We start from the raw sequence: 25,719 nt of genomic DNA, 5'->3' as shown, positions 1-25,719 counted from the left end.
GATTTACTGAGCCCCAGAATTAAATGTCGTCATTGGCGTAACCGCCATGCCTTCTTTAATTCCCTGTAAATTTGATGTGATAATTTTATCGCCCGTCTTAAGACCCGACGTAACAATCCATGAATTGCCTAAATTACCGACAGTTTGAATGCTCTTACGCTCAACGATATTGTCAGCATTTGAAACGAACACAGCAACCTCGCCGCGGGCCGTTCTTGTCACAGCCTCTTGGGGGACAGTGGCAGCCGCTTCAAATCGACCGGCTGGAACCTCTGCTTGAAGATACATACCTGGCAAAAGAGTTCCGTCTGGATTTGGCACGGTAGTCCGCAATGTGACTGAGCCGGCATTTTCATCCACACTAACCTCAGCAAAGGCAATTTTTCCCGGATAGTCATAAGGCTGACCATCTTCCATGATGATCCCGACTTCGACTGTGTCTTTATCGTCCAGCTCTATTTCGCCGTTCTTTATTTTTCTGTTAAAGTCCACCACACGCACACTTGGGATAGCCATGTCCACATAAATCGGATCAAGCTGTAGAATACGCGCCAAAGATTGTGACTGATTAGCGGTAACAAGCGCACCTGTTGTTACAGATGACCGACCAATTTGACCGCTAATAGGTGCCCGAATGACTGTTTTCTCATAATCAATTGTCGTGCGGTCAACCGCAGCCCGTTGAATATTAATATCGGCCTTTGCTTGATTTGCTGTTGCAAGAGCTTGTTCATATTCTTGTTGGCTCACCGCGCGAATACTGGCCAAGCGTTCAAACCTTGCCAAGGTCTCATCCGCGAGTTGAGACGCCGATTTCGACCGCTCCAATGCAGCTTTGGCGCTTTGAACTTCGGCTGAATATCGCGCATCATCAATTTTATAAAGCGCTGTCCCTCTTGAGACTTCTTGCCCTTCTTCGAATAAACGGTCGACAATAAGACCAGAGACTTCTGGACGAATTTCAGCCTCGCGATAAGCACGCGCTCGACCAGACAAGCTTACGATATTATCAATAGGCTCAAGCTTTACTGTATGAACCTGCACCGACAAAGGCGCTGGCGCGGGCGGCGGGGCGGTAACGCTCTCCGTGCCGCAAGCCGCCAAAAACAGAACAGCAGCGCTGCTCGGTAGTAGTTTTTTCAATGAAATCTGCTTAGGGGAAAAAGGCATGAGTATCCGACCATTCTTTAAACACGTGTGCGCCAAATGTGTCCTTACTTAGCGGATGAAAAATAACCAGATGAGGATTTGCATATCAGACTTGCATCAATGCTCTATCTTGGTCACACCCTATAAGAACGACACATGGAAAATAAATAACATCAGCGGCAAGTAGGAAGGCGGTTTCCCTATTTCAACCATCAGACATAATTATATGACCAAGCTGCAAAAATGCATTTAGGGAGGATTTATGAGCCAGCCGTGATTTAGAACAAATCTTGCTGGGTCGTGGGTTTGGGTTTTCTTGCTTTTAAAGGCTTGGGTTTCACTGTCTCAACTACCTCTCCGCCAGCAATTACGGCTTGTCGTCTGCCATCTGCAAATGTCAGATTTATGGATTGCCCCGCACTCACGCTCTCTTTGCTGCGAACCACTTTGCCATTCTCATCCTGAACCAAGGCATATCCGCGTTCAAGAACGCCTTGATAGCTATAAGCCTCTAGCAATTTACTCGCGCGGCTAAGGCGTTGAGATTGGCTCTCAAAATAACGCGAGATGGAACGGTTTGTCTCCTCCCCTAACCGAGACACAGTGACGGCGTCCTGTTTGAGTTTTGTCTCATATCGAGTTTTCGCAAAACGCATGGCTGACTGCAGCGCTTTTTCTCTTTGAATTAAGCGTTCAGAAGCCCGCGCTAGGATTTGCGTCATAGACGGGAGCCGCTGCAGGGCGAGGGCATTTCGCTGTGGCTCATATAATCGCTGAGCAGATGGAAGCCGTGCGGAGGCTAAATCTAATCTTTGCTGAGCCGGGGCCAAAACTGTTTCAAGACGCGGCAATCGGGCCGCCTTTAGACGGTTTTGACGCTCTGTCACCGAACGCCGTAAACCTCTGCTGAGGCGAAGACCGTAATCCGCTAAAGTTTCGACCCAATCAGCCATTACAGGGACGGCGACCTCCGCCGCCCCAGTTGGGGTGGGCGCGCGGTAATCCGCAACATAATCAATCAATGTCCAATCGGTTTCATGTCCAACCGCAGAAATCAGAGGAATAGTAGACGCCGCTGCCGCCCGCGCGACGACCTCTTCGTTAAAGCACCACAAATCCTCCATGGAGCCACCGCCCCGCGCTACAATCAATACATCAGGTTTTGGAAACCCCGCGGCATGGTTAAACCCTGTGATAGCGGCAGCGATTTGCTCTGCGGCTTTATCGCCCTGCACAAGAACTGGCCACACCAAGACATGGCTCGGGAAGCGATCTGAAATACGGTGTAAAATGTCTCGGATAACAGCCCCAGTTTGTGAGGTCACAACCCCAATCGTTTTGGGCATGAAAGGGAGAGGCACTTTACGGCCTGCATCAAACAGGCCTTCTGCGGCGAGGGCTTTTTTCCGCTTTTCATAGAGCGCCATCAAGGCTCCCGCCCCTGCGAGTTCCATTTTATCTATGATAAGTTGATAATTTGAACGCCCCGGATAGGTCGAGAGTTTGCCTTCGCAGACAACTTCCATGCCTTCTTCGGGCTGCATAGACAATCGCCCCATGACCCCCTTCCATATAATGGAGTTAATCACGGCCTTGTCGTCTTTGACATCCAAATAACAATGCCCAGACCGTGCGATGGTCACGCGGCCTAACTCTCCACGTACGCGCACATGCCCAAATTGTTCTTCGATACTACGCTTCAAAGAATAAGCGAGTTCAGAGACGGAATATTCTGGCGTGTTTGAGGTCATAAGAGTTGGGAAATAGAATGGATTTCATCGTCTGTATAGGGTAGAGAGCGCCCGAATTTCGAGGGTTAGACATGAATGTACTTCTTATTGGTTCAGGCGGACGCGAGCACGCACTTGCTTGGAAATTAGCGCAAAGCCCATTGGTCTCAGATTTGACCTGTGCCCCCGGCAATGCCGGCATGGCAGAAATTGCCAATATTGTTGATATTGCCGCCGATGACATTGTTGGATTACTAGGTCTTATTCAACGCGGTGAATATGATTTTGTCGTCGTGGGACCAGAACAACCTCTCGCATTGGGTCTTGTTGATGAATTACAAGCGAATGGCATAAAAGTCTTTGGCCCCACCCAAGCCGCCGCCCAATTAGAATCCTCCAAATCCTTCACCAAAGAGTTCTGCACGCGATATAACATTCCCACCGCAGGGTATGGCGTCTTTACGGATATTGATGAGGCCAAGGCCTATTTGAAAACAATGAAAGCGCCCTATGTTTTGAAGGCAGACGGGTTGGCCGCAGGTAAAGGCGTCGTCATCCCTGAAACCTTAAAGGCCGCCGAAGCCGAACTTGATGAATTTTTCTCAGGTAAATTTGGAGACGCCTCCACCAAAGTTGTCATTGAAGAATTTATGCAAGGGCAAGAGGCCAGTTTCTTTGCGATTTCAGACGGCACGACCGCTATGCCTCTCATCGCCGCGCAAGATCATAAGCGCGCTTTTGACGGAGACAAAGGCCCAAATACGGGCGGGATGGGCGCTTACTCCCCTGCTCCAATTTTTGATGATGCCGCTATGAAAACCGTCATGGATAAAATTATCCAACCGACAGTTTACGGCATGGCTAAAGACGGAAACCCTTTCATTGGCGTTTTATTTGCCGGCCTGATGATGACGGATGAAGGCCCAAAGCTCATTGAATATAATGCGCGATTTGGCGATCCTGAATGTCAGGTCTTAATGCGCCGCCTACAAAGTGATTTGATGGAAATTCTTGTCGCGGCTGAATCTGGCACGCTTGACAAAGCCCAAGCTCCAGCTTGGTTTGATGAACCCACAGTCAACGTCGTTTTGGCTGCCAAGGGTTATCCCGGAAGCTATAAGAAAGGCACCTCTATCAAAGGGCTTGAAACTGCCAATGAAATGGACGGCGTCGTAGTTTTTCATGCGGGTACAAAACGTAAAGAAGACGATCTTCAGGCCGTTGGTGGGCGCGTCTTATCTGTAACCGCCCAAGCCGAGACGTTGGAAAAAGCTGTGGAGCAAGCTTATAAAGCCATTGATGAAGCCATTGATTGGCCAGATGGATTTTACAGACGCGACATTGCCCATCACGCTCTGTAGTTCACTCGTTTTAAATTTGGGGACAATAATCACCTTTCAGGGGAAGCCCCTTCGCAAAGGTTAAGAATGTGTTAAAGGTCAATCATGACCTATCGTACGCTTTTGACCTCTGCCGCCGCTATCGCCTTTTTCATTGGGGGGATAGGCGTCGCGTTTAACGCCTTTGCCCAAAATGATACTCAGGCTAAATACGAAGAAAACTATGAGGATTACACCCTCATACACGCAGGGCATGTTTTGGCCGTGCCGGGTCAGGCGCCTATTCAAGACGCGACTATCATCATCCATAAGGGAAAAATCGTCGGTGTTGAAAAAGGATTTTTAGACGACGAAGACGCTACAATTCTTGATAAACGGGATATGTTTTTTCTGCCCGGCCTCATCGACAGCCATGTTCACCTACGTAGTGAATGGTCACCAACCTCACGCTGGGAACCCGTTACAATGGAAGCTGGAGACAGAGCTTTCCAAGCGGCCAAACATGCTAAAACGACGCTAATGGCGGGCTTCACCGCCGTCCAAGACGTGGGCGGCCCAAAAGAGATATTTGCGTTGAAACGCGCTATTAATGCGGGGCTTGTTCCGGGGCCGCATATCCAAGCGGCAGGTTCCGCCATTTCCGTATCTGGCGGACATGGGGACGCGCATGGCTTTAAGGATGACCTCCTTCACATGATGCGCTCTGAAACCGTTTGCGATGGGCCGAGCGATTGCCGCCGCGCTGTAAGACAAGCTGTTAAAAACGGGGCAGATGTCATTAAAATCACAGCAACAGGCGGCGTGCTATCCAATACAAATGCCGGCACAGGGCAGCAGTTTTTCGATGATGAATTAAAAGCAATCGTTGAAGCCGCCACCAAGATGGGCCGTAAAGTCACAGCCCATGCGCATGGTAAGACGGGTATAGAATCGGCATTAAAAGCAGGCGTACAATCCATAGAACATGGAACCTATCTAGATGCGACAACCGCCCGCCTTTTCAAGCGTTATGATGCCACTCTCGTTCCAACCATTATGGCAGGCATGACAGTCGTGGACTGGGCCAATAATTCTGATTGGTTGCCCCCAAATTCAGCGAAAAAAGCCCTTGAGGTTGGCCCGCAAATGCAAGAAATGGCCAGTATCGCCTATCAAAATGGCATTAAAATCGCCTTCGGAACGGATACAGGCGTGTCTAAACATGGCGATAATGCCCAAGAATTTAAATATCTCATCAAGGCGGGCATGAGCGAGCAAGAAGCGATTGCTTCGGCGACCACGATAGCGTCCAAACATATTGGCCTTGGCGACGTAATCGGTACGCTAGAGGGCGGAAAATATGCTGATGTGATTGGTGTGTATGGAAACCCGCTCAACAATATTGAAGAACTTTTAGATGTTGATTTCGTGATGAAAGGCGGCATCATTTATAAGAATAAGTAATAGCCCTTAATTATTGGCGGCTTTGTTTATAGGTCGCCAAAGCCCTTTCTCGTGCGCTTTTATGGTCGACCATCGGCCTTGGGTAATCCGTATCAAGGCAAATATTGGCGTCGTCTAAAACCGAGCTAGGCGCTGTCCAAGGGGTGTGAATATATTTATTCGGCAAAGATTTAAGCTCAGGAACAAACGCCTTTACATAGTCTCCCTGCGGATCAAATTTTTGCCCCTGTGTGAAAGGATTGAATATCCTGAAATAAGGCGAGGCATCAGCCCCGCTTCCAGCGACCCATTGCCAGCTCGCTGCATTGGATGCGGGGTCGGCCTCAACGAGGCAGTCCCAAAACCACGCCTCTCCCTCTCGCCAGTCAATCAGTAGATGCTTAATCAGAAAACTGGCCACAACCATTCTAACACGATTATGCATCCACCCAGTTTGATAGAGTTGCCGTAATCCAGCATCAACAAATGGGTATCCTGTTTTTCCTGTTTGCCATGCTTTCAGCGCCGTCTCATCAACCCTCCAATGAAAAGCATTAAACTCCACCTTATAATTCTCACTGGCTAGTTTCGGATTGTGATAGAGCAGGACATAAGAGAATTCACGCCAACCAATTTCTGATAAAAACTTATCGACATTCTTATTCGAAGCCCGCGCAGCATGCCAAATTTGGCGCGGAGAGATTTCTCCCGCAGATAAATGGGGTGACAGCCGTGATGTGCCGCTTTTATTAGATGGAATATCTCTGGCCTCTGGATAATCAGCGACCGATGACGCTAAGAAATCCTCAAGGCGATCCCATGCGGCGGCCTCTCCTGCCTCCCAGCCTTGCATGACTTTATCGTCCCAATCCAGATCTTTTGGCAACAAAGATAAAGCATCAGATCGCAGCACAGAAGAATGGCCACGTAAGGTTTCGGGCGCAGGATACGGTACATAGTCAATCATATTGGGTTCAATTATTTGACAAGCCGCCCGCCAATAAGGCGTAAACACCTTATAATAATCACCCCCAGATTTCGGAGACACCTCCCAGGGCTCGGTTAACAATGCCCCGTTAAACGTCTCTACGTGTAGGCCCTTGGCTTTGAGTTCGGACTTGATATTTTTGTCCGCCTCTATTCTATCGGCTTCATATCGTCGGTTCCAGAATATGGCAGTGGATTGTGTCTCTGCAACTATATCATTTAAGATAGCCATAGCTTCGCCTTGGCGTATTGTCAGAGAAGCCCCTTTCTCTTTGATAGAGCGTGAAAGGGCCTTCAGGCTATGATGCAGCCAGACACGTTTCGCGCTCCCATCTTTTCGAGCAATATCTGTCTCATCAATGTAAAGTAAAATAAGCGGCCGCCCCGTCTCTATCGCAGCAGATAACGCAGGGTTATCAGACAGACGGAGGTCGCGTCGGAACCAAATAATAACGGGTTTTTCAGGCATAGACTTCCTCTTCTAAGTCACTCTACACCTGAACTGATAAAAAGTGCCCAAAAATAATGGACAGCTATGATTTATCGGCGGTCGCGTCGGTTGCTGTCTTCGCGCAAAATAAACAAGCGCGGGTCAAGCCGAGCATTATAACTGAGGTCAGAAAGCACAACACGTGTCTCTCCGCCAAAGTCGTCAGTTATAATCCACTCTTTCAAAGCCAGAGTTTGCGCGTCTAATACCATCGTAATGGCGCCCTCCATATTGCCCGAACCATCGCGCGCCGTAACGCGCCAATCCGCATTTGTTTTTTGCAGAGCCACGACTTCGGTATCCTCTGCAAGATTCAAATCCTCTTTCAAAAAATATGAAAGCGGCGTGGCCGATAAGGGACCTCGGTCGTAGGTTTCCAGTTTCTTATCATGATAAACCATCATGCCATTATCTACGACAATCAAAAGCGGGTTTGGGTCATCATATTCAAAACGTAAATTTTCAGGGCGGCTTAAATAAACCTTACCGCCTGTCACAGAGCCATCAGAATAATACTGTACAAATCGGCCCGAGAAGCTTTTTGTCGCGTTCATAGCCGCGTCTATTCGGGCTAAATCAGCCCGCACATTTGAAGGGTCTGTAAAGGCGGCCATTTGAACTGACGGCGCGTTAGTAAGTGATGTTTGCGCAAAAACGGGAACGGAAATCGCTAAGACCGCTGCGGCTAACCATAATTTTTTCATTCTACGTCTCCATAAAGGGCGTTTGCATGAGACCTCTATAGCTGCAAGGCTTTAAATCCAAGCTGAACAAAGCAGTGTTTTTAAATTACAAATTGGTTAGCCTTAATGCGTGGTAAGGCCAAAACATTCGTTAAGGCTCTCTGCTCTTAATATTCACCGAAAGAAGACCGCCAAAGGCGTTGACGCTAATAAAGCGGAATCACCGAAGTTTCAGGTCTTGCGCCATAATGTGTGATGACTTCGGCGGCGGCTTTCGAGCCTAAATAACCGGCGTCAGGCCAGCTTAGGCCTAAAGCTCGGCCAGCCAAAACACCCGCCGCATATTGATCGCCCGCCCCTGTTGTATCTACAATACTCGTCACGGGAATAGCCGGCACGGCATGACGTGTTTTCCCGTCAACAATAAGAGAGCCTTTTTCGCTTCGCGTAATGCACATCGTCAAATTTTCATGTGTAAAGGCATCAATTGCCGCATCTAGATCCTCTGTTTTCGCCAAGGCCAACATCTCGGCCTCATTTGCAAAAAGAATATTGATGTGATTTCGTACAAGATGCACAAAGCTCTCATGATGACGTTCAACACAAAAACTGTCAGATAAAGTCAGAGAGACCTCTCGGCCATGCGCTTTGGCAATCTCAGCGGCTTTGATGAAAGCGGCCTTAGCCTCAACTTTATCAAACAAATATCCTTCCATATATACGATACGGGCACGCTTTATATCTGCCTCTAAAACATCAGCTTTTGAAAATTCAGCAGAAGTACCCAGACACGTGCTCATTGTCCGTTCGCTATCAGGGGTGACGGCAATCAAACATTGACCACTCGGCGCCCCAGAACGAGACGGCGTTGATTGGAAATAAACCCCTGCCTCTTGATAGCCTTTGGCCAAACGGCGCCCCACACCATCGGTTCCAATTTTACCCAAATAGGCCGCGCGGACGCCCAATTCGGCAATGCCGACCATCGTGTTCGCCGCAGAGCCGCCCGCAATCTCTCGAGGCGTAGCTTCAACATCGCGAAAGGCCTGCCCAAGAACGGCAACACGGTCATTATCTATTAATGCCATACTGCCTTTTTGCAGGCTATAATCGGCAAGAAAGGCGTAATCGACGGGCAAGATAACATCCATCAATGCATTACCGATTCCTAGAACATCAAAATCTGTCTTCACAGTTACACCTTTAATAACGGCTATATTTGCTTGAGGCCCTGCCGTTATTAGATAAAAGAGCAAAACTCAATTCCCATTCGCGTTTTGACTGGATTAATATGATTTCTGTCGCAATTTTAGTTTCTGATAATATGTTGCCTGATGCTGAGGGCGCACGGTTGGACCGTTTTGAACTTGATGAGCAAATGGGCAAACTCGTCCCCGCATTTGCGGCACAAGGCATGGAATTATCTCTTGTGCGCTGGCGCGATGCCGCCAAAGAAGCTGAAAATTATGCCGCCATGCTCCCATTATTTGTTTGGGATTACTTTGAAGGTAACGAAGCCCAATTCCTGAGCGAAATGGCCAAGGTTGATGCCAAAACCAAACTCTTTAATAGTTATAAAATATTAAAGTGGAATGCCGTTAAAGACTATCTAGAAGGGCTCGAGCGTTTAGGCGCCCCTGTCATTCGCACACTCACGGTAGAGCGTGTGACAGAACGCAATGTTGCAGCAGCCTTTGAAACATTGAACACGCAAACCTTGGTTATCAAACCGCAAGTCGGCGGAGGAGCTTGGCGACAAGTTCTTTATAATAAAGGCGAACCCTTCCCTAGCAAAGACACACTACCCCCAGAGGCGGCTCTCATCCAAGCCTTTTTACCCAGCGTTCAAACCGAAGGCGAATATAGTTTTCTATATTTTGGAGGGCAGTTTTCACATGCAGTGAACAAAACCCCCAAAAAAGGCGATTATCGCATTCAATCTCTCTATGGCGGAAGCGAAGCACCTTATGAGCCGACAGCGCAGGAACGCGAAACGGCGCGCCGAGTATTAGACTCTCTTGACTTTAATCCGCTTTACGCACGCGTTGATTTACTACGGGGGGATGATGGACAATTAAAGCTCATCGAGCTCGAAATGTTAGAGCCTTATCTCTATTTAACTTTTGCAAATGGCGAAGGCGGCGAGAATGAAGGCGCAAAGAAACTCGCTTCCGCTGTTAAGAAACGACTGGGATAGGCCGCGCTGAACTAAGCCCGTCAAAGGCGCAATATAAGCCTTTGCATATAAGCTAAACACGAACGTCATATCCCGCCGACTTTAATTTATGAAAGGCTTCTCTATAGATTATTTAAGGGAGAGCTTTGATGAAAACACTTAAAACGGACTATTTAATTATCGGTAGCGGAGCGGTAGGCATGGCCTTTGCCGATGAGCTTCTCTTACAATCTGATGACACTGATATCATAATCGTAGACCGTTTTGCAAAGCCCGGCGGGCATTGGAATAATGCCTATCCATTTGTTACGCTTCATCAACCCTCTCAGTTTTATGGCGTTAGTTCCAAGGAGCTTAGCCAAGGTCTTCGCGATCAAGTTGGCCTGAACAAAGGGCTAGGTGATTTAGCTTCAGGGTCGGCCATTTTAGCCTATTTTGACGATGTCATGCGTCACACTTTCTTACCCTCTGGGCGTGTTCGGTATTTTCCGCTTTGTTCAGTCGAAGGCGAAATTGACTCTGCACAAACCCAAAACGGCCTTGTCGAATTTAGGCATTGCCTAAACGGTGATATCTACCAAGTTCAAGCCGAGAAAATCGTCGATGCCACCTATTTGAAAACGACCGTACCCTCCACCCATACGCCTAACTTTACTTATGATGAAGATGTGCGCTTCATGCCGCTTAATGATGTCCCTAAAATTGATACACCTCCAGAAGGTTTCGTTGTCATAGGCGGTGGTAAAACAGGTATTGATTGCGTTTTATTCTTACTTGAAAATCATGTGGACCCCGACAAAATTACATGGGTGAAATCACGAGATGGCTGGCTCCTTAATCGAGAGAACACACAGCCATCAGAAGATTTCTTCTTCAACACGATGGAAGCACAAGCCGCGCAATTCGAAGCCATTGCGGCAGCCACGGACAAAGACAATATGTTCGACCGTCTTAATGAATGTGGATATTTTTTGCGTTTTGATCCAGAGGTTCGCCCTACTATGTTTCACGGCGCCACCGTAAGCCCATTAGAACTTGAAGAGCTTCGCCGGGTTAAGAATGTTGTGCGCCTAGGCCGTATTGAGCATATTAGCTCTGACACGATTACATTGAACAAAGGCGCAATCCCAACCAGCCCACAGCACATTCATCTTGACTGTTCGGCTTCGGCTATTTCTAATCTAGAGATAAAACCCATATTTAATGGCCGCCTGATTACGCCCCAAACCGTTCGATCATACCAACCTGTTTTCAGCGCCGCCTTTATCGCTATGGTTGAATCTTCCTATGGTGAAGACGCTGAGAAAAATAAATTTTGCGGCGTGGTGCCCTTACCAAATGGCGAAGACGATTTCATGCGTTTAACAGCCGCCTTTATGATGAATCAGTACACATGGGGCCAAACGCCGCTCATCCGGGACTGGCTATTTAATAATCGCTTAGACGGATTTTCGCGTATGGTCGCGGGCATAAAACCCGAAGACGCAGAGAAAAAAGCCGTAATGAAACGCCTTAAACATAACGCCATGCCTGCCGCTATGAAGCTCAACCAGTTAATTGCAGCTCTGGACTAGGGTGATTTAATCTTTGCGCGCGGCAAAGTGGACAAAGCCACCCCGCACAAAATAATCGCACAGGCCATGACAAAACGGAACGTAAGAGGTTCTGATACAAATAACACCCCGCCGAGCGCCGCTAGGGCGGGGACACTGAGTTGCGCCAAGCCGGCCCGCGTGGCGGAAAGGCCTTTCAAAGCGCTATACCAAATAACATATCCAAGCCCAGAGGTAATCGCGCCAGATGCGAGGGCTAAAGCCCATCCCTTCACAGATATATTGGGTTCTTCATATAACAGTAAAACGGGTATCACCACGACCGTGATTAACAAGGCGGCCCGAATGAAGTTTCCAGCGGTTTGCGCAGATGGATTGCCAGCGCCTTTACCAATAATGGAATATGCGCCCCATCCAAATCCGGCGAGTATCATCAGAACACTACCTATTAAGGGCGGCGCTTCTAAGCCGGGGCTTAAGAGATAAATTAACCCCGCCATCGCCAAGATAAAACCCACCCACTGCAAATGAGAGAGCCTCTCTCCTTTGGCATAGCCCCAGCCCAACATGGCGAATTGAACGGCTGCAAACAATATGAGTGCGCCCGTTCCCGTAGAAAGCATAAGATATGCCAGAGAGAAGAAGAGAGCATAAATGAGTAAGGCTATGGCGCCTTTCCAGCTCCCTTCTTGCAGAGCCTTATGCGGGCCAATAAGCAAAGCTAATATTAATGCCCCGGCTAAAATACGGATCAGAGTGAAAGCCCACGGCCCTGCTTCACCTTCTATCAAAGCCAGTCGCGTCAGGATTGAGTTGGCCGCAAAGGCAAGAAGCGCCAATATTGTATATGCAAATATTTTATAGGCTGGGGTCATTCCGCCCCATTAGCAGACATCCGCGTTTTCACCCCATCACTTTATTGAGAACGCTTACACGGCATCCAGCTGATTTTCTGGCCGCGCTTTTTCAAATTCAGGGCGCTGTAGGCAGGCCGCATTAATCGCAGAGAGTTTGGGAAATTGTGTCATGTCCACGCCAAACCGCTTGGCATTATACGCTTGCGGAATGAGGCAACATTCAAAAAACCCCGGAGCGTCAGTCATTAAAAACTCTGTCTCATGCGCCTGAGCGATTAGCTCCAAGGCTTTGAACCCTTTTGCTATCCAATGCGCCGCCCATTTTGTAACGCCCACATCATCTTGACCATGTTCTGCGCGAATGAACTTTAAAACCGAGAGATTTTGAATGGGCGAAATATCAGAAGCAATAATCAATGACGCCGCTAATATTTTGGAGCGCAAAATGGGTTCTGGCGGCATTAATCGCGGCTCTGGATAGGTCGCATCAAGGTAATCCATTATGGCGAGAGACTGCGTTAGCTGTGTTCCGTCTTCGAGCTCTAGCACAGGGACATAGCCTTGCACATTACGCGCGAGATGCGTGTCTTTTGATTGTTCGCCGGTTCGCAAATTCACCGCATGGTGATTGACCTCTACCCCCTTTAGCGCAAAGGCAATCCTTACGCGGTAGCTGGCTGAGGAACGCCAATATCCATGCAGTGTCATCATGGCTTAATCTTCGTATCTTTCGACTTTGTTTTCAATACGCCCGAATATTGACTGCCCTTTGGCATCATTCATTTCGATACCAACCGTGTCGCCAAAGCGCATAAAGGGCGTAATAAATTCACCGGTTTGAATTTTCTCAATCATACGGATTTCAGCGATACAACTATAGCCAACACCGCCATGTTCTATTTTCTTACCTTCACCGCCTTCGAATTTATTCGATACCGTACCAGACCCTATAATGGAGCCCGCACATAAATCCCGTGTCTTCGCGGCATGCGCGACAAGTTCAGCCATATTGAAGGTCATGTCGGTTTTGGCATTCGCCTTACCAAATGGCTTGCCATTATAATCGACCAATAAGGGTAAATCGATGGTGTTATCACACCAAGCCTCACCGAGTTCATCAGGCGTGACGGCCACTGGAGAGAAAGCCGAAGAGGCCTTGCCATTCACAAAGCCAAAGCCTTTGCGGAGTTCATTTGGGATAAGGCCGCGCAAGGATACGTCATTTACAAGCATAACAAGTTTGATGTGCGATTCGGCGTCTTTGGGCGTAACGCCCATAGGCACATCATCCGTAATCACCGTAATTTCGGCCTCCATATCGATGCCGTGCGATTCATCAATGGCAAGAATAGCATCCCGCGGCCCAATGAATGTGTCAGAGCCGCCTTGATACATAAGCGGATCAGAATAGAAACTTTCTGGCACTTCTGCATTGCGGGCTTTACGTACAAGCTCAACGTGATTCAAATAAGCCGAACCATCCATCCATGTATAAGCGCGCGGCAGTGGAGAGTCGCAATCCGTTTGATCAAATGGAAATGTCGCTTCGATAGAGCCCGCGTTTAAGAGCTCATAGCGCGCGGCAAGCTGCGGCGAGACAACATCCCATTCATCCAAGGCGGCCTGAAGTGTTAGCGCAATATCGGCCGCATCAGTCGCCGTCGTTAAATCGCGAGAGACAATAACGAGTTGACCATCACGGCCATCTTTAAGGGAAGCAAGTTTCATAATATTTTCTTTTATCTATTTCGTTTCTTCTGCGATTTTTTTATGAAGCCAAGCCGCATGGCGAGGGGCCTTTTTCGTCTTTGACCATTCTTCAAGCATATCAGGGGCTACAGCGCGTAGGCTCGCCATTTGTTCCTTTGTCCCAATATCGGCGGCAAGTTCAAGCCTATGGCCATTGGGGTCAAAGAAATAAATCGATTTAAATATACCGTGATGGGTGGGGCCCAATACATCGATTCCGGCCGCCTCTAAACTCTCTTTGGCGGATAATAGAGCCTCCATACTCTCAACACGCAAAGCAATATGCTGTACCCATTCAGGCGTGTTGCGATCACGGTCCATATCTGGCTGTTCTGGGAGTTCAAAAAACGCCAAAACGTTATTATTTCCAGCCTCAAGAAAAATATGCATATAAGGGTCATAAGCCCCTGTTGAGGGTACATGATCCTCGGCAATGGCGAGCTGAAATTCCATCCCTAAATGATTGTGATAAAATTCAACCGTTTCTTTGGCGTCTCGACACCGATAGGCAACATGATGAAACCCGTCTGTTTGAATAGCCATTAGTGAGCCGCCTCTAAGACGCCTCGTTCTACTTGATCACGCTCGATAGATTCAAATAAAGCTTTGAAATTACCTTCACCAAAACCGTCTTTATAATCCCCGACACGTTGAATAAATTCAAAGAAGACAGGGCCAATCTGGGGCTCTGCAAAAATTTGCAATAGAAGCCTTGGACTATCATTTTCAGTCGTGCCGTCCAGCAAGATACCGCGTGTTTTTAAGGCCGCTTCATCTCGGCCATGTCCAGGCAAACGCTCAGAAAGCATTTTGTAATATGTTTCTGGAGGCGCTGTCATAAAGGGCACGCCCTTGGCTTTTAATTTGTCCCAACATGCCACAAGGTCATCACATATCAGAGCAATATGCTGAATCCCTTCCCCGTTAAATTCACGGAGGAATTCTTCGATTTGGCCGCCGCCGCTTTTACCTTCTTCGTTCAGCGGAATACGAATTTTGCCATCTGGCGCCGTAAGCGCTTTTGACGTCAGGCCTGTATATTCCCCTTTAATATCGAAATAGCGGATTTCTTGGAAGTTAAAGAGCTTCTCATAATAATCGGCCCAATATTTCATACGGCCGCCATAAACATTATGCGTCAAATGATCGATAAGTTTAAAACCGCAGCCTTCGGGATGACGACCAACACCGTCAATATATTCAAAATCAATATCATAAATAGAGAGTTCATCCTTACCGCTATCATAGCGGTCAATCAGATAGATGATTGAATTACCAATGCCGCGAATACCGGGGATACAAAGTTCCATTGGGCCTGTCTTCATTTTCACAGGCTCAGCGCCTTGCTCAATTAAATGGTCATAGGCTTTTCGCGCGTCTTTAACGCGGAAACCCATACCACAAGCGCTTGGCCCATGTTCACGAGCAAAGAAAAAAGCGGGGCTATTGATTTCGTAATTCGTAATTAAATTAATGCCGCCCTGACGCCATAATTCGACATCTTTAGAACGATGACGGGCAACTTTCGTAAATCCCATAGTTTCAAAAATTGGTTCTAACATACCCTTTTCAGGGGCAGAAAACTCGATGAATTCAAAACCATCTAATCCTGCGGGGTTTTCAAATAGGTCGGCCATAATTGTCTCTTTCCCATGAAATTATTGTTGCGATAACAACTAATCCTTTTTTGTTGCAATTGCAACCATTATCTTGCAAATATGCCTTATGGATATTGTTGCGCCCCCTCACATCGAGCTTTCAACCTTCTGGCCATATCAGGTCGCTGTACTCGCCGACCAAATTAGCCGCCACACACTTAGCGTCGCCAAAACCAAAGCCGGGTTAAACCTAAGCCAATGGCGTGTCTTAGCCGCCGTGGCTGAGAAATCGGGACGCAGCGCCGCCGAAGTCACCGCCATTACGCCAATGGATAAAACAATTGTCAGCCGCGCCGTTAGCTCGCTCATTACTTTGGAAATGATTGTCAAAACGGCGGACACAGAGGATAAACGACGATCTCGTCTGGATACCACAGATAAAGGGCAAAGCGTTTACACCGACATAGCCGGGCATTTGAATAGAACGATGATAGAACTGTTTGACACTGGCCCCATGCCCGAAAAATTCATCCAGACCCTAGAACGATATTCCGCTCAGATGACAGAATTAATCCCTAATGGGGGATAAAGCCCTCTAGCCTTTAAAGGCCAAAATTCGTCGTGCCGACTTCACAATTGGCTCTTCAATCATTTTACCATCAAGCACGACCACATTGCCGTCGGCAGCCTCGAAAGCGTCCATAACTCGATTGGCATAACTCAACTCTTCTTCGGATGGACGCAGCGCATTATGAATAGCGCCGATTTGCATAGGATGTATCGCGCTTCTCGCGAAAATCCCCAAAGCCTTGGCCTTCCGTGTCGTGGCCTCGCAATCTTCTAGATTTTTTATATCCGTATGCGGCGTATCAAATAAAATGACATCATTGACGGCCGCATGGGCCACCAGTTTCGAACGGGCAAAAAGATGGGTCTCCCAAGACCTATCACAGCCCACATCCCCTGCATAATCTATGGCCCCATAAATTGCCATTTTCACCCGCGGGTGCCTAAAAATTTCGCCGCAATTCACCACGCCTTTTGCGGATTCAATGATAGCAAAGAAAACACCCAGCGCCTTTGGCAGGGCAGAGTCTAATACGGCCACATCTTCGGCAGACCCAAGTTTGGGTATCATCACAAAAGGCAGGGACAATCCGCTATCAGCTAAGGCTTTTATATCGGCCTGACCAAAATCTGTATCGACGGGATTAATGCGCAAGGCGACATGTTTATGAGGCGTGGCCGCGAGCCACGCCAAAGTTTCCGCGCGAGCGCTCTCTTTATCTCCTGGCCCAACCGCATCTTCTAAATCGATGCAAATTAAATCCGCCTCTGTCTGACACGCTTTTTCAAATCTGTCAGGACGGTTACCGGGAACAAAAAGCTGAGAGCGAAGCGCCATAATATAGCCTAGCTACGCTGTAGACAAACAGCCGTAGCTTCACCGCCGCCAATACACAGAGAAGCCACACCAGTTTTCGCATCGCGCTTTTCCATTTCAGCAATCAAGGTGGCCATTATACGTGCGCCAGACGCCCCAATAGGATGCCCTAACACACAGCCGCCGCCATTCACATTGACCTTGGCGTGGTCTAACCCCAATTCTTGCATCGCAATCATAGGGACCACAGCAAAGGCTTCATTGATTTCCCAAAGGTCTACGTCTTCGGCTTTCCAATCCGCCTTAGCCAAGGCCTTTTTCATGGCATGAACAGGAGCCGTTGTGAAATATGCGGGTGCATGCGCATGGGCAGCATGAGAAACGATTTCGGCCAAGACCTTATGCCCGCCTTTTTCAGCCTGTGATTTGCGCATTAAGACCAGCGCAGCCGCGCCGTCATTAATTGAACTCGCATTGGCGGCGGTCACTGTGCCTTCTTTATTGAAGACAGGTCGTAGACTTGGAATTTTTTCAGGACGCGCATTATTCGGGCCCTCATCCTCTTTCACGACAATATCGCCTTTTCTGTTTTTTACAGTCACAGGCACGATTTCTCTATCAAATTTTCCTGCCTTCGCCGCGGTTTGTGCGCGGTTCACGGATTCAATAGCATAGGCATCTTGCTGCTCGCGGGTGAATTGATATTCACTGGCAATCATATCTGCGAAAACGCCCATGGCGTTCCCTTGATAAGCATCCGTTAGGCCATCATACATCATGCTGTCCACGACTTGCTGGTCGCCCATACGCATGCCGCCGCGCGCTTTTGGCAAAAGATAAGGCGCATTGGTCATGCTTTCCATGCCGCCCGCAACCGCTACATTTATAGAACCCGCTTTGATAGCGTCATGAGCCATAATTGCAGCCTGCATACCTGAACCACACATTTTATTGACAGTTGTTGCCTCTGCATGTTCACCTAATCCAGCCTTAATCGCGGCCTGACGGGCTGGCGCTTGGCCCTGTCCAGCAGGTAGAACGCAGCCCATAAGAGTTTGTTCGACTGCCTCGGCCTTTACGCCAGATTCCGTCATTGCCGCTTTGATAGCCGCAGCGCCAAGTTCAGGCGCAGAAACAGATGAAAACGCGCCTTGGAACGCACCCATAGGCGTTCGCGCCATCCCAACAATTACAACCGGATCATTTTTAGAATTTGACATATTTAACCTTCTTTAGATTTAAAGTGTTCAAGCGCCTCTCGGCGGGCAATTTCAGCCTGTATTCGATTTAATTTATCTTTGCGGTCTTTCGTGTCATTCCGCGCCTTATAAGCGGCCGCAGCCACCAAACCCATTCCGAATAAAATTAAAAACCAGAGCATTCTGACCTCATTATTCCCAGATGACCTCAGCTTCGGTTTTCGCCTTAATCTCTTCAAGCGTTACGTGGGGCGCTAGCTCGCGAAGTCGGAAGCGTGTTTGCCCTTCGGCGCGATCAAATACGCCCAAATCTGTAATAACCATATGGATACATTTTTGACCGGTTAAAGGGAGAGAGCATGTTTTAATGAATTTACTCTCTCCGCGCTTATTCGTGTGGTCAAACAGAGCAATACATTTCTTAACTCCGGCCACAAGGTCCATAGCTCCGCCCATGCCCTTGACCATTTTCCCGGGGATCATCCAATTGGCGATATCGCCCTCTTCTGAAATTTCCATCGCTCCTAAAATAGAGAGGTCAATATGACCGCCCCGTATCATTGCAAAACTTGTGGCGCTGTCAAAGAAACTGGATTTCGGAAGGGTGGTAATAGTTTGCTTGCCGGCATTTATAAGATCTGCATCAATCTCTTCTTCGGTGGGGAATGGCCCCATGCCCAACATGCCGTTTTCTGATTGCAACGTCACATTGACGCCGTCAGGAATATGGTTCGCAACTAATGTCGGAATGCCAATCCCCAGATTAACATAAAATCCATCTTCAAGCTCCTGTGCAGCCCGCGCTGCCATTTGGTCTCTCGTCCAACCTGTTTTCAAATCCGCCATTTTATGCCTCCCGTACAGTGCGCTGTTCAATACGCTTTTCGCATTGCGCTTCGATTATGCGCTGCACAAACACGCCCGGTGTATGAATGAAGTTGGGATCAATAGAACCAACCGGCACGATTTCATCTACTTCGGCTACTGTTATCTTTCCCGCCATTGCCATCATGGGCGAAAAGTTGCGTGCCGTGGCTTTATAAATGAGATTGCCTTCTGCGTCGCCTTTCCACGCTTTGATGATAGAAACATCTGCCTTAAGGCCTGTCTCCATAATATAAGTCGCTCCATCAAAATCTTTATGCTCTTTGCCTTCGGCAATCAGCGTCCCCACGCCGGTCTTTGTATAAAAGCCCGGGATACCTGCCCCGCCCGCACGGATACGTTCAGCCAAGGTACCTTGTGGATTAAATTCCAGCTCAAGCTCACCGCCCAGATATTGACGTTCAAACTCTTTGTTCTCTCCAACATAAGAGCTAACCATCTTTTTGATTTGTTTTGTCTCAAGCAATTGCCCCAGACCAAATCCGTCAACACCCGCATTATTTGATATAACCGTCAAATCCTGCGCACCGCTATCACGCAAAGCGGCAATAAGGTTTTCTGGAATACCGCAAAGTCCAAATCCTCCGCTCATCACCGTCATGCCATCGACACAGAGCCCCGATAAAGCCTCATCGGCTGTCTTAAAAACCTTTTTCATTTTCGTTCCTCAATTCCCCGTTTCATTTGCTCAACAAAATGATTGGCAATATCGATACCCTTTAATCGCCCTTCACTGTCATACCATGCGTTCAACCAGTTCAAGGCCCCCATAAAGAAGAAAACCTGCAATTTGGGATCACCTTTTTTTATCGAGCCATCGTCTTGCCCTATGACAACATAATGCGTCACTCGCTTTTCGATATGTTCTCGTCGTGCGAGGATTTGCGCTTGTCGCTCACCTGATAAGCTGGCGACATCGGTCAAAAGCGATACGCCAGATTGGGTGAGAAGGTTCACAAACTCTCGATAGATTAATTCTAAATGTGTAAGGCCGCTCACGCCAGCCTCGACAGGACGACTGAGAATATCATCCATAGAATCATAAGCCATGATATGAGATTCAAACAAAATCTCTTCTTTGTTTTTTACGTAATAATAAAGGGCGGCCTTGGTGAGGCCCAAAGTCTTCGCAATCTCAACCATTGAGGTGTTGTGGTAGCCCTTTCTACGAAAAGCACTCCCTGCAGCCAGAATAACAGCGCGGCGCTTTGCAGCATATTGCCGCTCACGGTCAAACGGTTCTTTTATGTCGGCCTTTATATTCACACGCTTTTCTACCATAGAAATAAATTTGACTCAAGGTTCAAATTTATATACACAAAGTCAAAAGAATGATAGGCTGCCATGATTAAATCTAAAATCAACACCGATAGCGAAGCCTTCCGCGCCAATCGCGAAGCGATGGAAGCTCTGATTGCCGACCTGCAAGAAAAGGTTGGAAAAATTGCCGAAGGCGGATCTGAACGCGCGCGGAAAAAACACATAGACAGAGGCAAATTACTCCCAAGGGAGCGCGTGGAACGCTTGCTTGATCCAGGCACGCCATTCCTAGAGCTTTCCCAAATGGCAGCTTATGGCATGTATAATGACGAAGTGCCGAGCGCAGGACTGATTACAGGAATTGGGCGCGTCTCTGGCCGCGAGGTCATGATCATTTGCAATGACGCAACGGTGAAGGGCGGCACATATTTCCCCATTACGTGTCAAAAACAAGCCCGGGCACAAGAGATAGCGCAAAAGAACAAATTGCCCTGTATTTATCTCGTGGATAGCGGCGGGGGAAACCTCCCTAATCAAGCGGAAATTTTTCCCGGGAAAGATGATTTTGGACGGTGCTTTTTCAACCAAGCCAATATGAGCGCCGAAGGCATTGCGCAAATTGCTGTTGTTATGGGGAGCTGTACAGCCGGCGGAGCTTATGTACCGTCAATGGCGGATGAGAGCATTATCGTCGCTGACCAAGGCACGATTTTCCTCGCAGGCCCGCCCCTCGTAAAAGCAGCAACAGGCGAGGATATTGATGCAGAGAGCCTCGGCGGCGGCGCGCTTCACGCCCGCACATCAGGCGTGGTAGATCACCTCGCCGCGAATGATGCGCATGCGCTACAAATGGCACGAGATAGCGTCGCGACTTTAGGAAAAGCGAATTATGCTTATGTCCCCGACGAAACACATACACCTCCGGCTTATGACATTGATGAATTAAACGGGATTGTGCCTACGGACTTGCGCCAGCCCTATGATTGCCGCGAGATTATCGCGCGCATTACAGACGGGTCAAAGTTCCACGAGTTCAAGAAAGAATATGGCGAAACGCTTGTCTGCGGCTTTGCAGAAATTCATGGCTATAAAGTGGGTATACTCGGAAACAATGGCGTGCTGTTTAGCGAGTCCGCCGTCAAAGGCGCACATTTCGTCGAGCTATGTTGCCAACGTAAAATCCCACTCATATTCCTTCAGAACATTACGGGTTTCATGGTCGGTTCGAAAGCTGAAGCGGGCGGCATCGCCAAACATGGCGCGAAAATGGTCCATGCTGTGGCCTGTGCCAAAGTGCCGAAATTCACGATTATTGTTGGCGGCTCTTATGGGGCAGGCAATTATGGTATGTGCGGACGCGCCTATGATCCGAACCTTCTTTTCATGTGGCCTAATGCCCGTATCTCTATCATGGGCGGCGAACAGGCCGCGGATGTTTTGGCCACAGTGAACCGCGATGCTAAAAACTGGAGCGACGAAGAACGCGAGGCCTTTAAAGCGCCCATTCGTGAAATGTTTGAGCGCGAAGGACACCCTTATTTTGCCAGCGCCCGAATCTGGGATGACGGCATCATCGCCCCCAGCGATACGCGCCGCGTTTTGGGGCTTGGGCTCGCTATGGCGGCCAATGCGCCGTTAGAGGAGACACGCTTTGGCGTGTTCCGTATGTAATGAACAGTATCAAAAAAATCTTGATTGCTAATCGCGGGGAAATTGCCTGCCGCGTGATGAAGACGGCGCGTAAAATGGGCATTGCCACTGTCGCCGTTTATTCCGATGCTGACCGCAAAGCTCTGCATGTCCGCATGGCGGATGAAGCCGTGCATATCGGCCCCTCTCCCGCCAATGAAAGCTATTTAGTGATAGATAAAATCATTGCCGCCGCCACGGAGACAGGCGCAGACGCTGTCCATCCGGGTTATGGCTTTTTGTCTGAAAACCCCGAATTTGTGCGCGCCTGCGAAAAAGCGGGGCTTAATTTCATCGGCCCCAAAGCCGAATCTATGGAAGCCATGGGCCTGAAAGACGCAGCCAAAAAGTTAATGGACAAAGCAGGCGTACCAACGACGCCCGGCTATCACGGCGAAGACCAGAGCCCGAAACTGCTGAAAGCCAAAGCGAGTATGATTGGCTATCCCGTTTTAATTAAAGCCGTCGCAGGCGGCGGCGGGAAAGGCATGCGCAAGGTCGAAGCTGAGAACGATTTCGAAGCCGCCCTCGCCTCTTGTCAACGCGAAGCCAAGTCTAGCTTTGGCAATGACGATGTCCTAATTGAAAAATACATCCAAAGCCCGCGCCATATCGAAGTGCAAGTCTTTGGCGATACCCATGGTAATGTCGTCCATATGTTCGAGCGCGATTGCTCACTCCAGCGCCGCCACCAAAAAGTGATAGAAGAAGCCCCCGCCCCCGGCATGACCGAGGACGTACGCGCCGCTATGACCAAAGCCGCGATTGAGGCCGCTCAAGCCGTAAATTATGTCGGCGCAGGCACAGTGGAATTTATCGTCGACGGGTCAGGAAAACTCCGCACGGACGGATTCTGGTTCATGGAAATGAATACCCGTTTACAGGTTGAGCATCCTGTCACTGAAATGATTACGGGCCTCGATTTGGTCGAGTGGCAAATCCGCGTGGCGCAGGGTGAAGCCTTGCCAGATCAAGACAAAATCACATTAAAAGGTCATGCCGTCGAAGCCAGACTTTATGCCGAAGACCCAGCCAATGATTTCTTGCCGAGTGTCGGAGATTTAGTTCTTTTGAACATGCCTAAGGCTAACCGCGTTGACACTGGAGTTGAACAAGGCGGTGAGGTTTCCATTTATTACGACCCGATGATTGCCAAACTTATAGCGCTTGCAGACAACCGTGTTCAGGCAATTTCTGCGTTAGAAGATATGTGTCGAGGTACAGGCGTTTACCCCATTAAGACCAACGCCCGCTTTCTCGCGAACTGTCTGTCACATCCGAGCTTTGTGGCAGGTGAGGTCTCGACAAATTTCATTTCCCAAGAGTCTGAAACATTGTTTTATGAAAACGCCATAAGTGAAGACCTTGAGAGCCTCTCCTTTGCCATGGCCCCATCTGTTGAAAGCACAGACTTTGCCGCAAGTGATGGCTGGCGTCTCAACCAACCTTTCCGTACGACCTTTTATCGTATGCTGAACGGGGAAGAAATTGCCTTAAATTTCAAGCCTAGCTCTCAAACGCTGAAAAGCCACATCAAACGCCGCCGCGTTCCTAAAGGGGACGTCGTCTTCATCGATGGGCTCACTTACCTGCTAGAAAACATGGCGGCGACCTCTAGCGGCGCTATAGGCGGCAATACGCTTACGGCCTCCATGCCCGGGAAAATTATCGCTGTTAACACCAAAGCGGGCGACGCCGTTAAAGCGGGCGATCCGCTTATCGTTATGGAAGCGATGAAAATGGAAATGACATTAGAGGCCCCGCGAGACGGTATCGTCGCCGAAGTGAATTTCGAAATGGGGGCCCTTGTCAGTGACGGCGAAATTTTGCTGACCCTCGAAGATGAAAAAGAGACAAAGTAATGACCACAACCTACCCCACACTTGGCTTTGACCATTCTGATGAAATTAAAATGCTGCGCCAAATGGTAGCCGATTTTGCGCGCGATCACATTGCGCCCATCGCTGCAGACGTTGACAGTAAAAATGAATTCCCGCGTCACCTCTGGCCGATGATGGGCGAGCTGGGCTTACACGGCATTACCGTCGAAGAGGCCGATGGCGGCTCTGATTTGGGCTATCTGGCCCACACTATAGCGATCGAAGAAGTCAGCCGCGCTTCGGCCTCTATTGGTCTGTCTTACGGCGCGCATTCAAATCTCTGCGTCAACCAACTGCGCCGCTGGGGAAATGCTGAACAAAAAGCCAAGTTCCTGCCTAAATTAATTTCAGGTGAACATCTGGGCTCTCTCGCCATGTCCGAACCCTCGGCGGGGTCGGATGTTGTCTCGATGAAACTCAAAGCCGAAAAACAACAAGGCGGCTACCTCCTCAACGGTAATAAAATGTGGATCACCAATGCCCCGACAGCGAACGTCCTTATCGTTTACGCTAAGACTGACCCAAGCGCGGGCTCCAAAGGCGTAACGGCTTTCCTCATCACGCCCGATATGGAAGGGTTCTCAACCGCGCAGAAACTCGACAAGCTGGGCATGCGCGGTTCTGATACGTGTGAGCTTGTATTCGAAGACTGTTTCGTTTCAGACGAAAACGTCATGGGCGAAGTGGGTCAGGGCATTAAAATTTTGATGAGCGGCCTAGACTATGAACGCGTGACCCTCGCGGGGATTTCCGTCGGCATTATGCAAGGCTGTCTTGATGTGGTTCTTCCCTATATCCATGAGCGTAAGCAATTCGGTAAATCCATTGGCGAGTTCCAACTCATGCAAGGCAAGCTCGCCGATATGTATGTGACGCTCTCAACGGCGCGCTCTTATGTCTATGCTGTTGCCGCCGCTTGTGACCGCGGCGAAACAACCCGCAAGGACGCGGCAGGCTGTATTCTTTACGCCGCCGAAAAATCTACGCAGGTCGCCAGCGATGCCATACAAATGATGGGCGGCATGGGCTATATGAACGAAACACCCACAGGGCGAATGTGGCGTGATGCCAAGCTGATGGAAATCGGCGCAGGGACATCAGAAATTCGCCGCTGGCTTATTGGCCGCGAACTCTTTGGAGAGACAGCTTAATGGCGGGCAAATGGTTTGATGAACTCGAAGTCGGGCAGGTTTTTCAACATGCTATTCGTCGAACCCTGACGGAAACAGACAATATTCTGTTTACATCTATGACTCATAACCCCGCTCAATTGCATCTTGATGCGGATTATTGTGCCAAGGAAACAGAGTTTGGAAAGCCTCTTATAAATAGTCTTTTCACCCTTGGCCTCATTGTTGGTATTTCCGTTCATGAAACGACAATGGGTACGGCCGTGGCCAATCTTGGGATGGATGATGTGAAATTCCCTAAGCCATTATTCGCTGGGGACACAATACATGTTGAGACAGAAATCATCGCCCTGCGCGAATCTAAGTCCCGCCCCATGCAAGGAATCGTGACATTTGAACACCGCGCTTATAATCAAAATAATGAACTTGTTTGCTCATTACGGCGCAAAGGTTTGCAACATAAAAAGCCAGAAAATTCGCGCTAGGCGTTAATTTCTGGTCATACCTCTTAAGCCAAATTTACCACGCCTCTTTGCGAAACTTAAACACCCCGCCTCT

At 48.7% G+C, this 25,719-nt stretch carries 25 protein-coding genes; 9 read left to right on the top strand and 16 right to left on the bottom strand.

What is annotated here, in order from left to right; all coding sequences use genetic code 11:
- Positions 1-3 precede the first annotated feature (3 nt).
- Positions 4-1,143, bottom strand: coding sequence for an efflux RND transporter periplasmic adaptor subunit (locus DES40_RS12435; protein WP_170144991.1), 1,140 nt, complete (start codon positions 1,141-1,143; stop codon positions 4-6).
- Positions 1,144-1,427: 284 nt separating this feature from the next.
- Positions 1,428-2,900 (bottom strand): exodeoxyribonuclease VII large subunit, encoded by a 1,473-nt coding sequence (gene xseA / locus DES40_RS12430; protein ID WP_121102638.1) that lies wholly within the window; start codon positions 2,898-2,900, stop codon positions 1,428-1,430.
- A 71-nt stretch (positions 2,901-2,971) separates the two neighbouring features.
- On the opposite strand from xseA, the gene purD reads away from it, so the two are divergent.
- Together purD and DES40_RS12420 are read left to right on the top strand one after the other, a co-directional pair.
- Positions 2,972-4,240, top strand: coding sequence for a phosphoribosylamine--glycine ligase (gene purD, locus DES40_RS12425; protein ID WP_121102636.1), 1,269 nt, complete (start codon positions 2,972-2,974; stop codon positions 4,238-4,240).
- An 84-nt stretch (positions 4,241-4,324) separates the two neighbouring features.
- On the top strand, positions 4,325-5,662 hold the full coding sequence (locus DES40_RS12420; RefSeq protein WP_121102634.1) for a metal-dependent hydrolase family protein: 1,338 nt from the start codon (positions 4,325-4,327) through the stop codon (positions 5,660-5,662).
- Between the two features lie 10 nt (positions 5,663-5,672).
- Here the strand turns inward: DES40_RS12420 and DES40_RS12415 are convergent, their stop codons facing one another.
- The 3 genes from DES40_RS12415 to DES40_RS12405 form a co-directional block, all read right to left on the bottom strand.
- Positions 5,673-7,097 carry a cryptochrome/photolyase family protein gene (locus DES40_RS12415; protein ID WP_121102632.1) on the bottom strand — a complete coding sequence of 475 codons (1,425 nt, stop codon included), beginning with the start codon at positions 7,095-7,097 and terminating at the stop codon, positions 5,673-5,675.
- A gap of 71 nt (positions 7,098-7,168) precedes the next feature.
- The gene (locus DES40_RS12410; RefSeq protein WP_121102630.1) at positions 7,169-7,822 is read right to left on the bottom strand and encodes a LolA family protein; all 654 of its coding nucleotides are present in this window, start codon (positions 7,820-7,822) and stop codon (positions 7,169-7,171) included.
- 185 nt (positions 7,823-8,007) lie between these two features.
- A complete protein-coding gene (locus DES40_RS12405; protein ID WP_233345624.1) occupies positions 8,008-9,057 on the bottom strand; it encodes an adenosine kinase in 1,050 nt (349 codons plus the stop codon).
- A gap of 35 nt (positions 9,058-9,092) precedes the next feature.
- On the opposite strand from DES40_RS12405, the gene DES40_RS12400 reads away from it, so the two are divergent.
- Both DES40_RS12400 and DES40_RS12395 read left to right on the top strand, forming a co-directional pair.
- A complete protein-coding gene (locus tag DES40_RS12400) occupies positions 9,093-9,998 on the top strand; it encodes an ATP-grasp domain-containing protein (protein WP_121102629.1) in 906 nt (301 codons plus the stop codon).
- 128 nt (positions 9,999-10,126) lie between these two features.
- Entirely contained in the window at positions 10,127-11,551 is a 1,425-nt protein-coding gene (locus DES40_RS12395; RefSeq protein WP_121102627.1) for an NAD(P)/FAD-dependent oxidoreductase, read from the top strand.
- Here the strand turns inward: DES40_RS12395 and DES40_RS12390 are convergent.
- From DES40_RS12390 to hppD, 5 genes are read right to left on the bottom strand one after another with little or no spacing between them, the layout of a single operon-like run.
- The gene (locus tag DES40_RS12390; RefSeq protein WP_121102625.1) at positions 11,548-12,405 is read right to left on the bottom strand and encodes a DMT family transporter; all 858 of its coding nucleotides are present in this window, start codon (positions 12,403-12,405) and stop codon (positions 11,548-11,550) included. The genes DES40_RS12395 and DES40_RS12390 overlap by 4 nt on opposite strands.
- A 54-nt stretch (positions 12,406-12,459) precedes the next feature.
- Positions 12,460-13,098, bottom strand: a complete 639-nt coding sequence (maiA, locus tag DES40_RS12385; protein ID WP_233345622.1) for a maleylacetoacetate isomerase — start codon at positions 13,096-13,098, stop codon at positions 12,460-12,462.
- A 3-nt stretch (positions 13,099-13,101) separates the two neighbouring features.
- Positions 13,102-14,115, bottom strand: coding sequence for a fumarylacetoacetate hydrolase family protein (locus tag DES40_RS12380; protein WP_121102623.1), 1,014 nt, complete (start codon positions 14,113-14,115; stop codon positions 13,102-13,104).
- 15 nt (positions 14,116-14,130) lie between these two features.
- A complete protein-coding gene (locus tag DES40_RS12375; RefSeq protein ID WP_121102621.1) occupies positions 14,131-14,679 on the bottom strand; it encodes a VOC family protein in 549 nt (182 codons plus the stop codon).
- Positions 14,679-15,773, bottom strand: coding sequence for a 4-hydroxyphenylpyruvate dioxygenase (gene hppD, locus DES40_RS12370; RefSeq protein ID WP_121102619.1), 1,095 nt, complete (start codon positions 15,771-15,773; stop codon positions 14,679-14,681). The genes DES40_RS12375 and hppD overlap by 1 nt, the downstream gene beginning before the upstream one ends.
- Positions 15,774-15,861: 88 nt before the next feature.
- On the opposite strand from hppD, the gene DES40_RS12365 reads away from it, so the two are divergent.
- Entirely contained in the window at positions 15,862-16,323 is a 462-nt protein-coding gene (locus tag DES40_RS12365; protein ID WP_121102617.1) for a MarR family winged helix-turn-helix transcriptional regulator, read from the top strand.
- 6 nt (positions 16,324-16,329) lie between these two features.
- Here DES40_RS12365 and DES40_RS12360 read toward each other — a convergent pair whose 3' ends face one another.
- From DES40_RS12360 to DES40_RS12340, 6 genes are read right to left on the bottom strand one after another with little or no spacing between them, the layout of a single operon-like run.
- Positions 16,330-17,139 carry an HpcH/HpaI aldolase/citrate lyase family protein gene (locus DES40_RS12360; RefSeq protein WP_121102616.1) on the bottom strand — a complete coding sequence of 270 codons (810 nt, stop codon included), beginning with the start codon at positions 17,137-17,139 and terminating at the stop codon, positions 16,330-16,332.
- A gap of 8 nt (positions 17,140-17,147) precedes the next feature.
- The gene (locus DES40_RS12355) at positions 17,148-18,338 is read right to left on the bottom strand and encodes a thiolase family protein (RefSeq protein WP_121102614.1); all 1,191 of its coding nucleotides are present in this window, start codon (positions 18,336-18,338) and stop codon (positions 17,148-17,150) included.
- A 2-nt stretch (positions 18,339-18,340) separates the two neighbouring features.
- Positions 18,341-18,499 (bottom strand): hypothetical protein, encoded by a 159-nt coding sequence (locus DES40_RS13275; RefSeq protein WP_170144990.1) that lies wholly within the window; start codon positions 18,497-18,499, stop codon positions 18,341-18,343.
- 10 nt (positions 18,500-18,509) lie between these two features.
- Positions 18,510-19,163, bottom strand: a complete 654-nt coding sequence (locus tag DES40_RS12350) for a CoA transferase subunit B (protein WP_121102612.1) — start codon at positions 19,161-19,163, stop codon at positions 18,510-18,512.
- Between the two features lies 1 nt (position 19,164).
- Entirely contained in the window at positions 19,165-19,860 is a 696-nt protein-coding gene (locus tag DES40_RS12345) for a CoA transferase subunit A (RefSeq protein WP_121102610.1), read from the bottom strand.
- Positions 19,857-20,468, bottom strand: coding sequence for a TetR/AcrR family transcriptional regulator (locus DES40_RS12340; RefSeq protein ID WP_170144989.1), 612 nt, complete (start codon positions 20,466-20,468; stop codon positions 19,857-19,859). The genes DES40_RS12345 and DES40_RS12340 overlap by 4 nt, the downstream gene beginning before the upstream one ends.
- Before the next feature lie 78 nt (positions 20,469-20,546).
- Between DES40_RS12340 and DES40_RS12335 the strand changes: the two genes are divergently transcribed.
- Genes DES40_RS12335 through DES40_RS12320 form a run of 4 tightly spaced genes read left to right on the top strand, consistent with a single transcriptional unit; the run spans position 20,547 to position 25,646 of the window.
- On the top strand, positions 20,547-22,133 hold the full coding sequence (locus tag DES40_RS12335) for a carboxyl transferase domain-containing protein (RefSeq protein ID WP_121102606.1): 1,587 nt from the start codon (positions 20,547-20,549) through the stop codon (positions 22,131-22,133).
- Positions 22,133-24,013 (top strand): acetyl-CoA carboxylase biotin carboxylase subunit, encoded by a 1,881-nt coding sequence (locus DES40_RS12330; protein ID WP_121102604.1) that lies wholly within the window; start codon positions 22,133-22,135, stop codon positions 24,011-24,013. The genes DES40_RS12335 and DES40_RS12330 overlap by 1 nt, the downstream gene beginning before the upstream one ends.
- Positions 24,013-25,182, top strand: a complete 1,170-nt coding sequence (locus DES40_RS12325; protein WP_121102602.1) for an isovaleryl-CoA dehydrogenase — start codon at positions 24,013-24,015, stop codon at positions 25,180-25,182. Before DES40_RS12330 ends, DES40_RS12325 begins: the two co-directional genes overlap by 1 nt.
- Positions 25,182-25,646, top strand: coding sequence for a MaoC family dehydratase (locus DES40_RS12320; RefSeq protein ID WP_121102600.1), 465 nt, complete (start codon positions 25,182-25,184; stop codon positions 25,644-25,646). Before DES40_RS12325 ends, DES40_RS12320 begins: the two co-directional genes overlap by 1 nt.
- Positions 25,647-25,719 lie beyond the last annotated feature (73 nt).

The organism is Litorimonas taeanensis, assembly GCF_003634015.1.
Lineage (GTDB): Bacteria > Pseudomonadota > Alphaproteobacteria > Caulobacterales > Maricaulaceae > Litorimonas > Litorimonas taeanensis.
The sequence above is the reverse complement of the archived record's forward strand: the minus strand, read 5'-3'. Positions and strand labels throughout refer to the sequence as shown.

Coding starts and splice junctions, on each gene's coding strand:
- xseA (WP_121102638.1), bottom strand. CDS start 2,900: ATGACCTCAAACACGCCAGAATATTCCGTCTCTGAACTCGCTTATTCT.
- purD (WP_121102636.1), top strand. CDS start 2,972: ATGAATGTACTTCTTATTGGTTCAGGCGGACGCGAGCACGCACTTGCT.
- DES40_RS12420 (WP_121102634.1), top strand. CDS start 4,325: ATGACCTATCGTACGCTTTTGACCTCTGCCGCCGCTATCGCCTTTTTC.
- DES40_RS12415 (WP_121102632.1), bottom strand. CDS start 7,097: ATGCCTGAAAAACCCGTTATTATTTGGTTCCGACGCGACCTCCGTCTG.
- DES40_RS12410 (WP_121102630.1), bottom strand. CDS start 7,822: ATGAAAAAATTATGGTTAGCCGCAGCGGTCTTAGCGATTTCCGTTCCC.
- DES40_RS12400 (WP_121102629.1), top strand. CDS start 9,093: ATGATTTCTGTCGCAATTTTAGTTTCTGATAATATGTTGCCTGATGCT.
- DES40_RS12395 (WP_121102627.1), top strand. CDS start 10,127: ATGAAAACACTTAAAACGGACTATTTAATTATCGGTAGCGGAGCGGTA.
- DES40_RS12390 (WP_121102625.1), bottom strand. CDS start 12,405: ATGACCCCAGCCTATAAAATATTTGCATATACAATATTGGCGCTTCTT.
- maiA (WP_233345622.1), bottom strand. CDS start 13,098: ATGATGACACTGCATGGATATTGGCGTTCCTCAGCCAGCTACCGCGTA.
- DES40_RS12380 (WP_121102623.1), bottom strand. CDS start 14,115: ATGAAACTTGCTTCCCTTAAAGATGGCCGTGATGGTCAACTCGTTATT.
- DES40_RS12375 (WP_121102621.1), bottom strand. CDS start 14,679: ATGGCTATTCAAACAGACGGGTTTCATCATGTTGCCTATCGGTGTCGA.
- hppD (WP_121102619.1), bottom strand. CDS start 15,773: ATGGCCGACCTATTTGAAAACCCCGCAGGATTAGATGGTTTTGAATTC.
- DES40_RS12365 (WP_121102617.1), top strand. CDS start 15,862: ATGGATATTGTTGCGCCCCCTCACATCGAGCTTTCAACCTTCTGGCCA.
- DES40_RS12360 (WP_121102616.1), bottom strand. CDS start 17,139: ATGGCGCTTCGCTCTCAGCTTTTTGTTCCCGGTAACCGTCCTGACAGA.
- DES40_RS12355 (WP_121102614.1), bottom strand. CDS start 18,338: ATGTCAAATTCTAAAAATGATCCGGTTGTAATTGTTGGGATGGCGCGA.
- DES40_RS13275 (WP_170144990.1), bottom strand. CDS start 18,499: ATGCTCTGGTTTTTAATTTTATTCGGAATGGGTTTGGTGGCTGCGGCC.
- DES40_RS12350 (WP_121102612.1), bottom strand. CDS start 19,163: ATGGCGGATTTGAAAACAGGTTGGACGAGAGACCAAATGGCAGCGCGG.
- DES40_RS12345 (WP_121102610.1), bottom strand. CDS start 19,860: ATGAAAAAGGTTTTTAAGACAGCCGATGAGGCTTTATCGGGGCTCTGT.
- DES40_RS12335 (WP_121102606.1), top strand. CDS start 20,547: ATGATTAAATCTAAAATCAACACCGATAGCGAAGCCTTCCGCGCCAAT.
- DES40_RS12330 (WP_121102604.1), top strand. CDS start 22,133: ATGAACAGTATCAAAAAAATCTTGATTGCTAATCGCGGGGAAATTGCC.
- DES40_RS12325 (WP_121102602.1), top strand. CDS start 24,013: ATGACCACAACCTACCCCACACTTGGCTTTGACCATTCTGATGAAATT.
- DES40_RS12320 (WP_121102600.1), top strand. CDS start 25,182: ATGGCGGGCAAATGGTTTGATGAACTCGAAGTCGGGCAGGTTTTTCAA.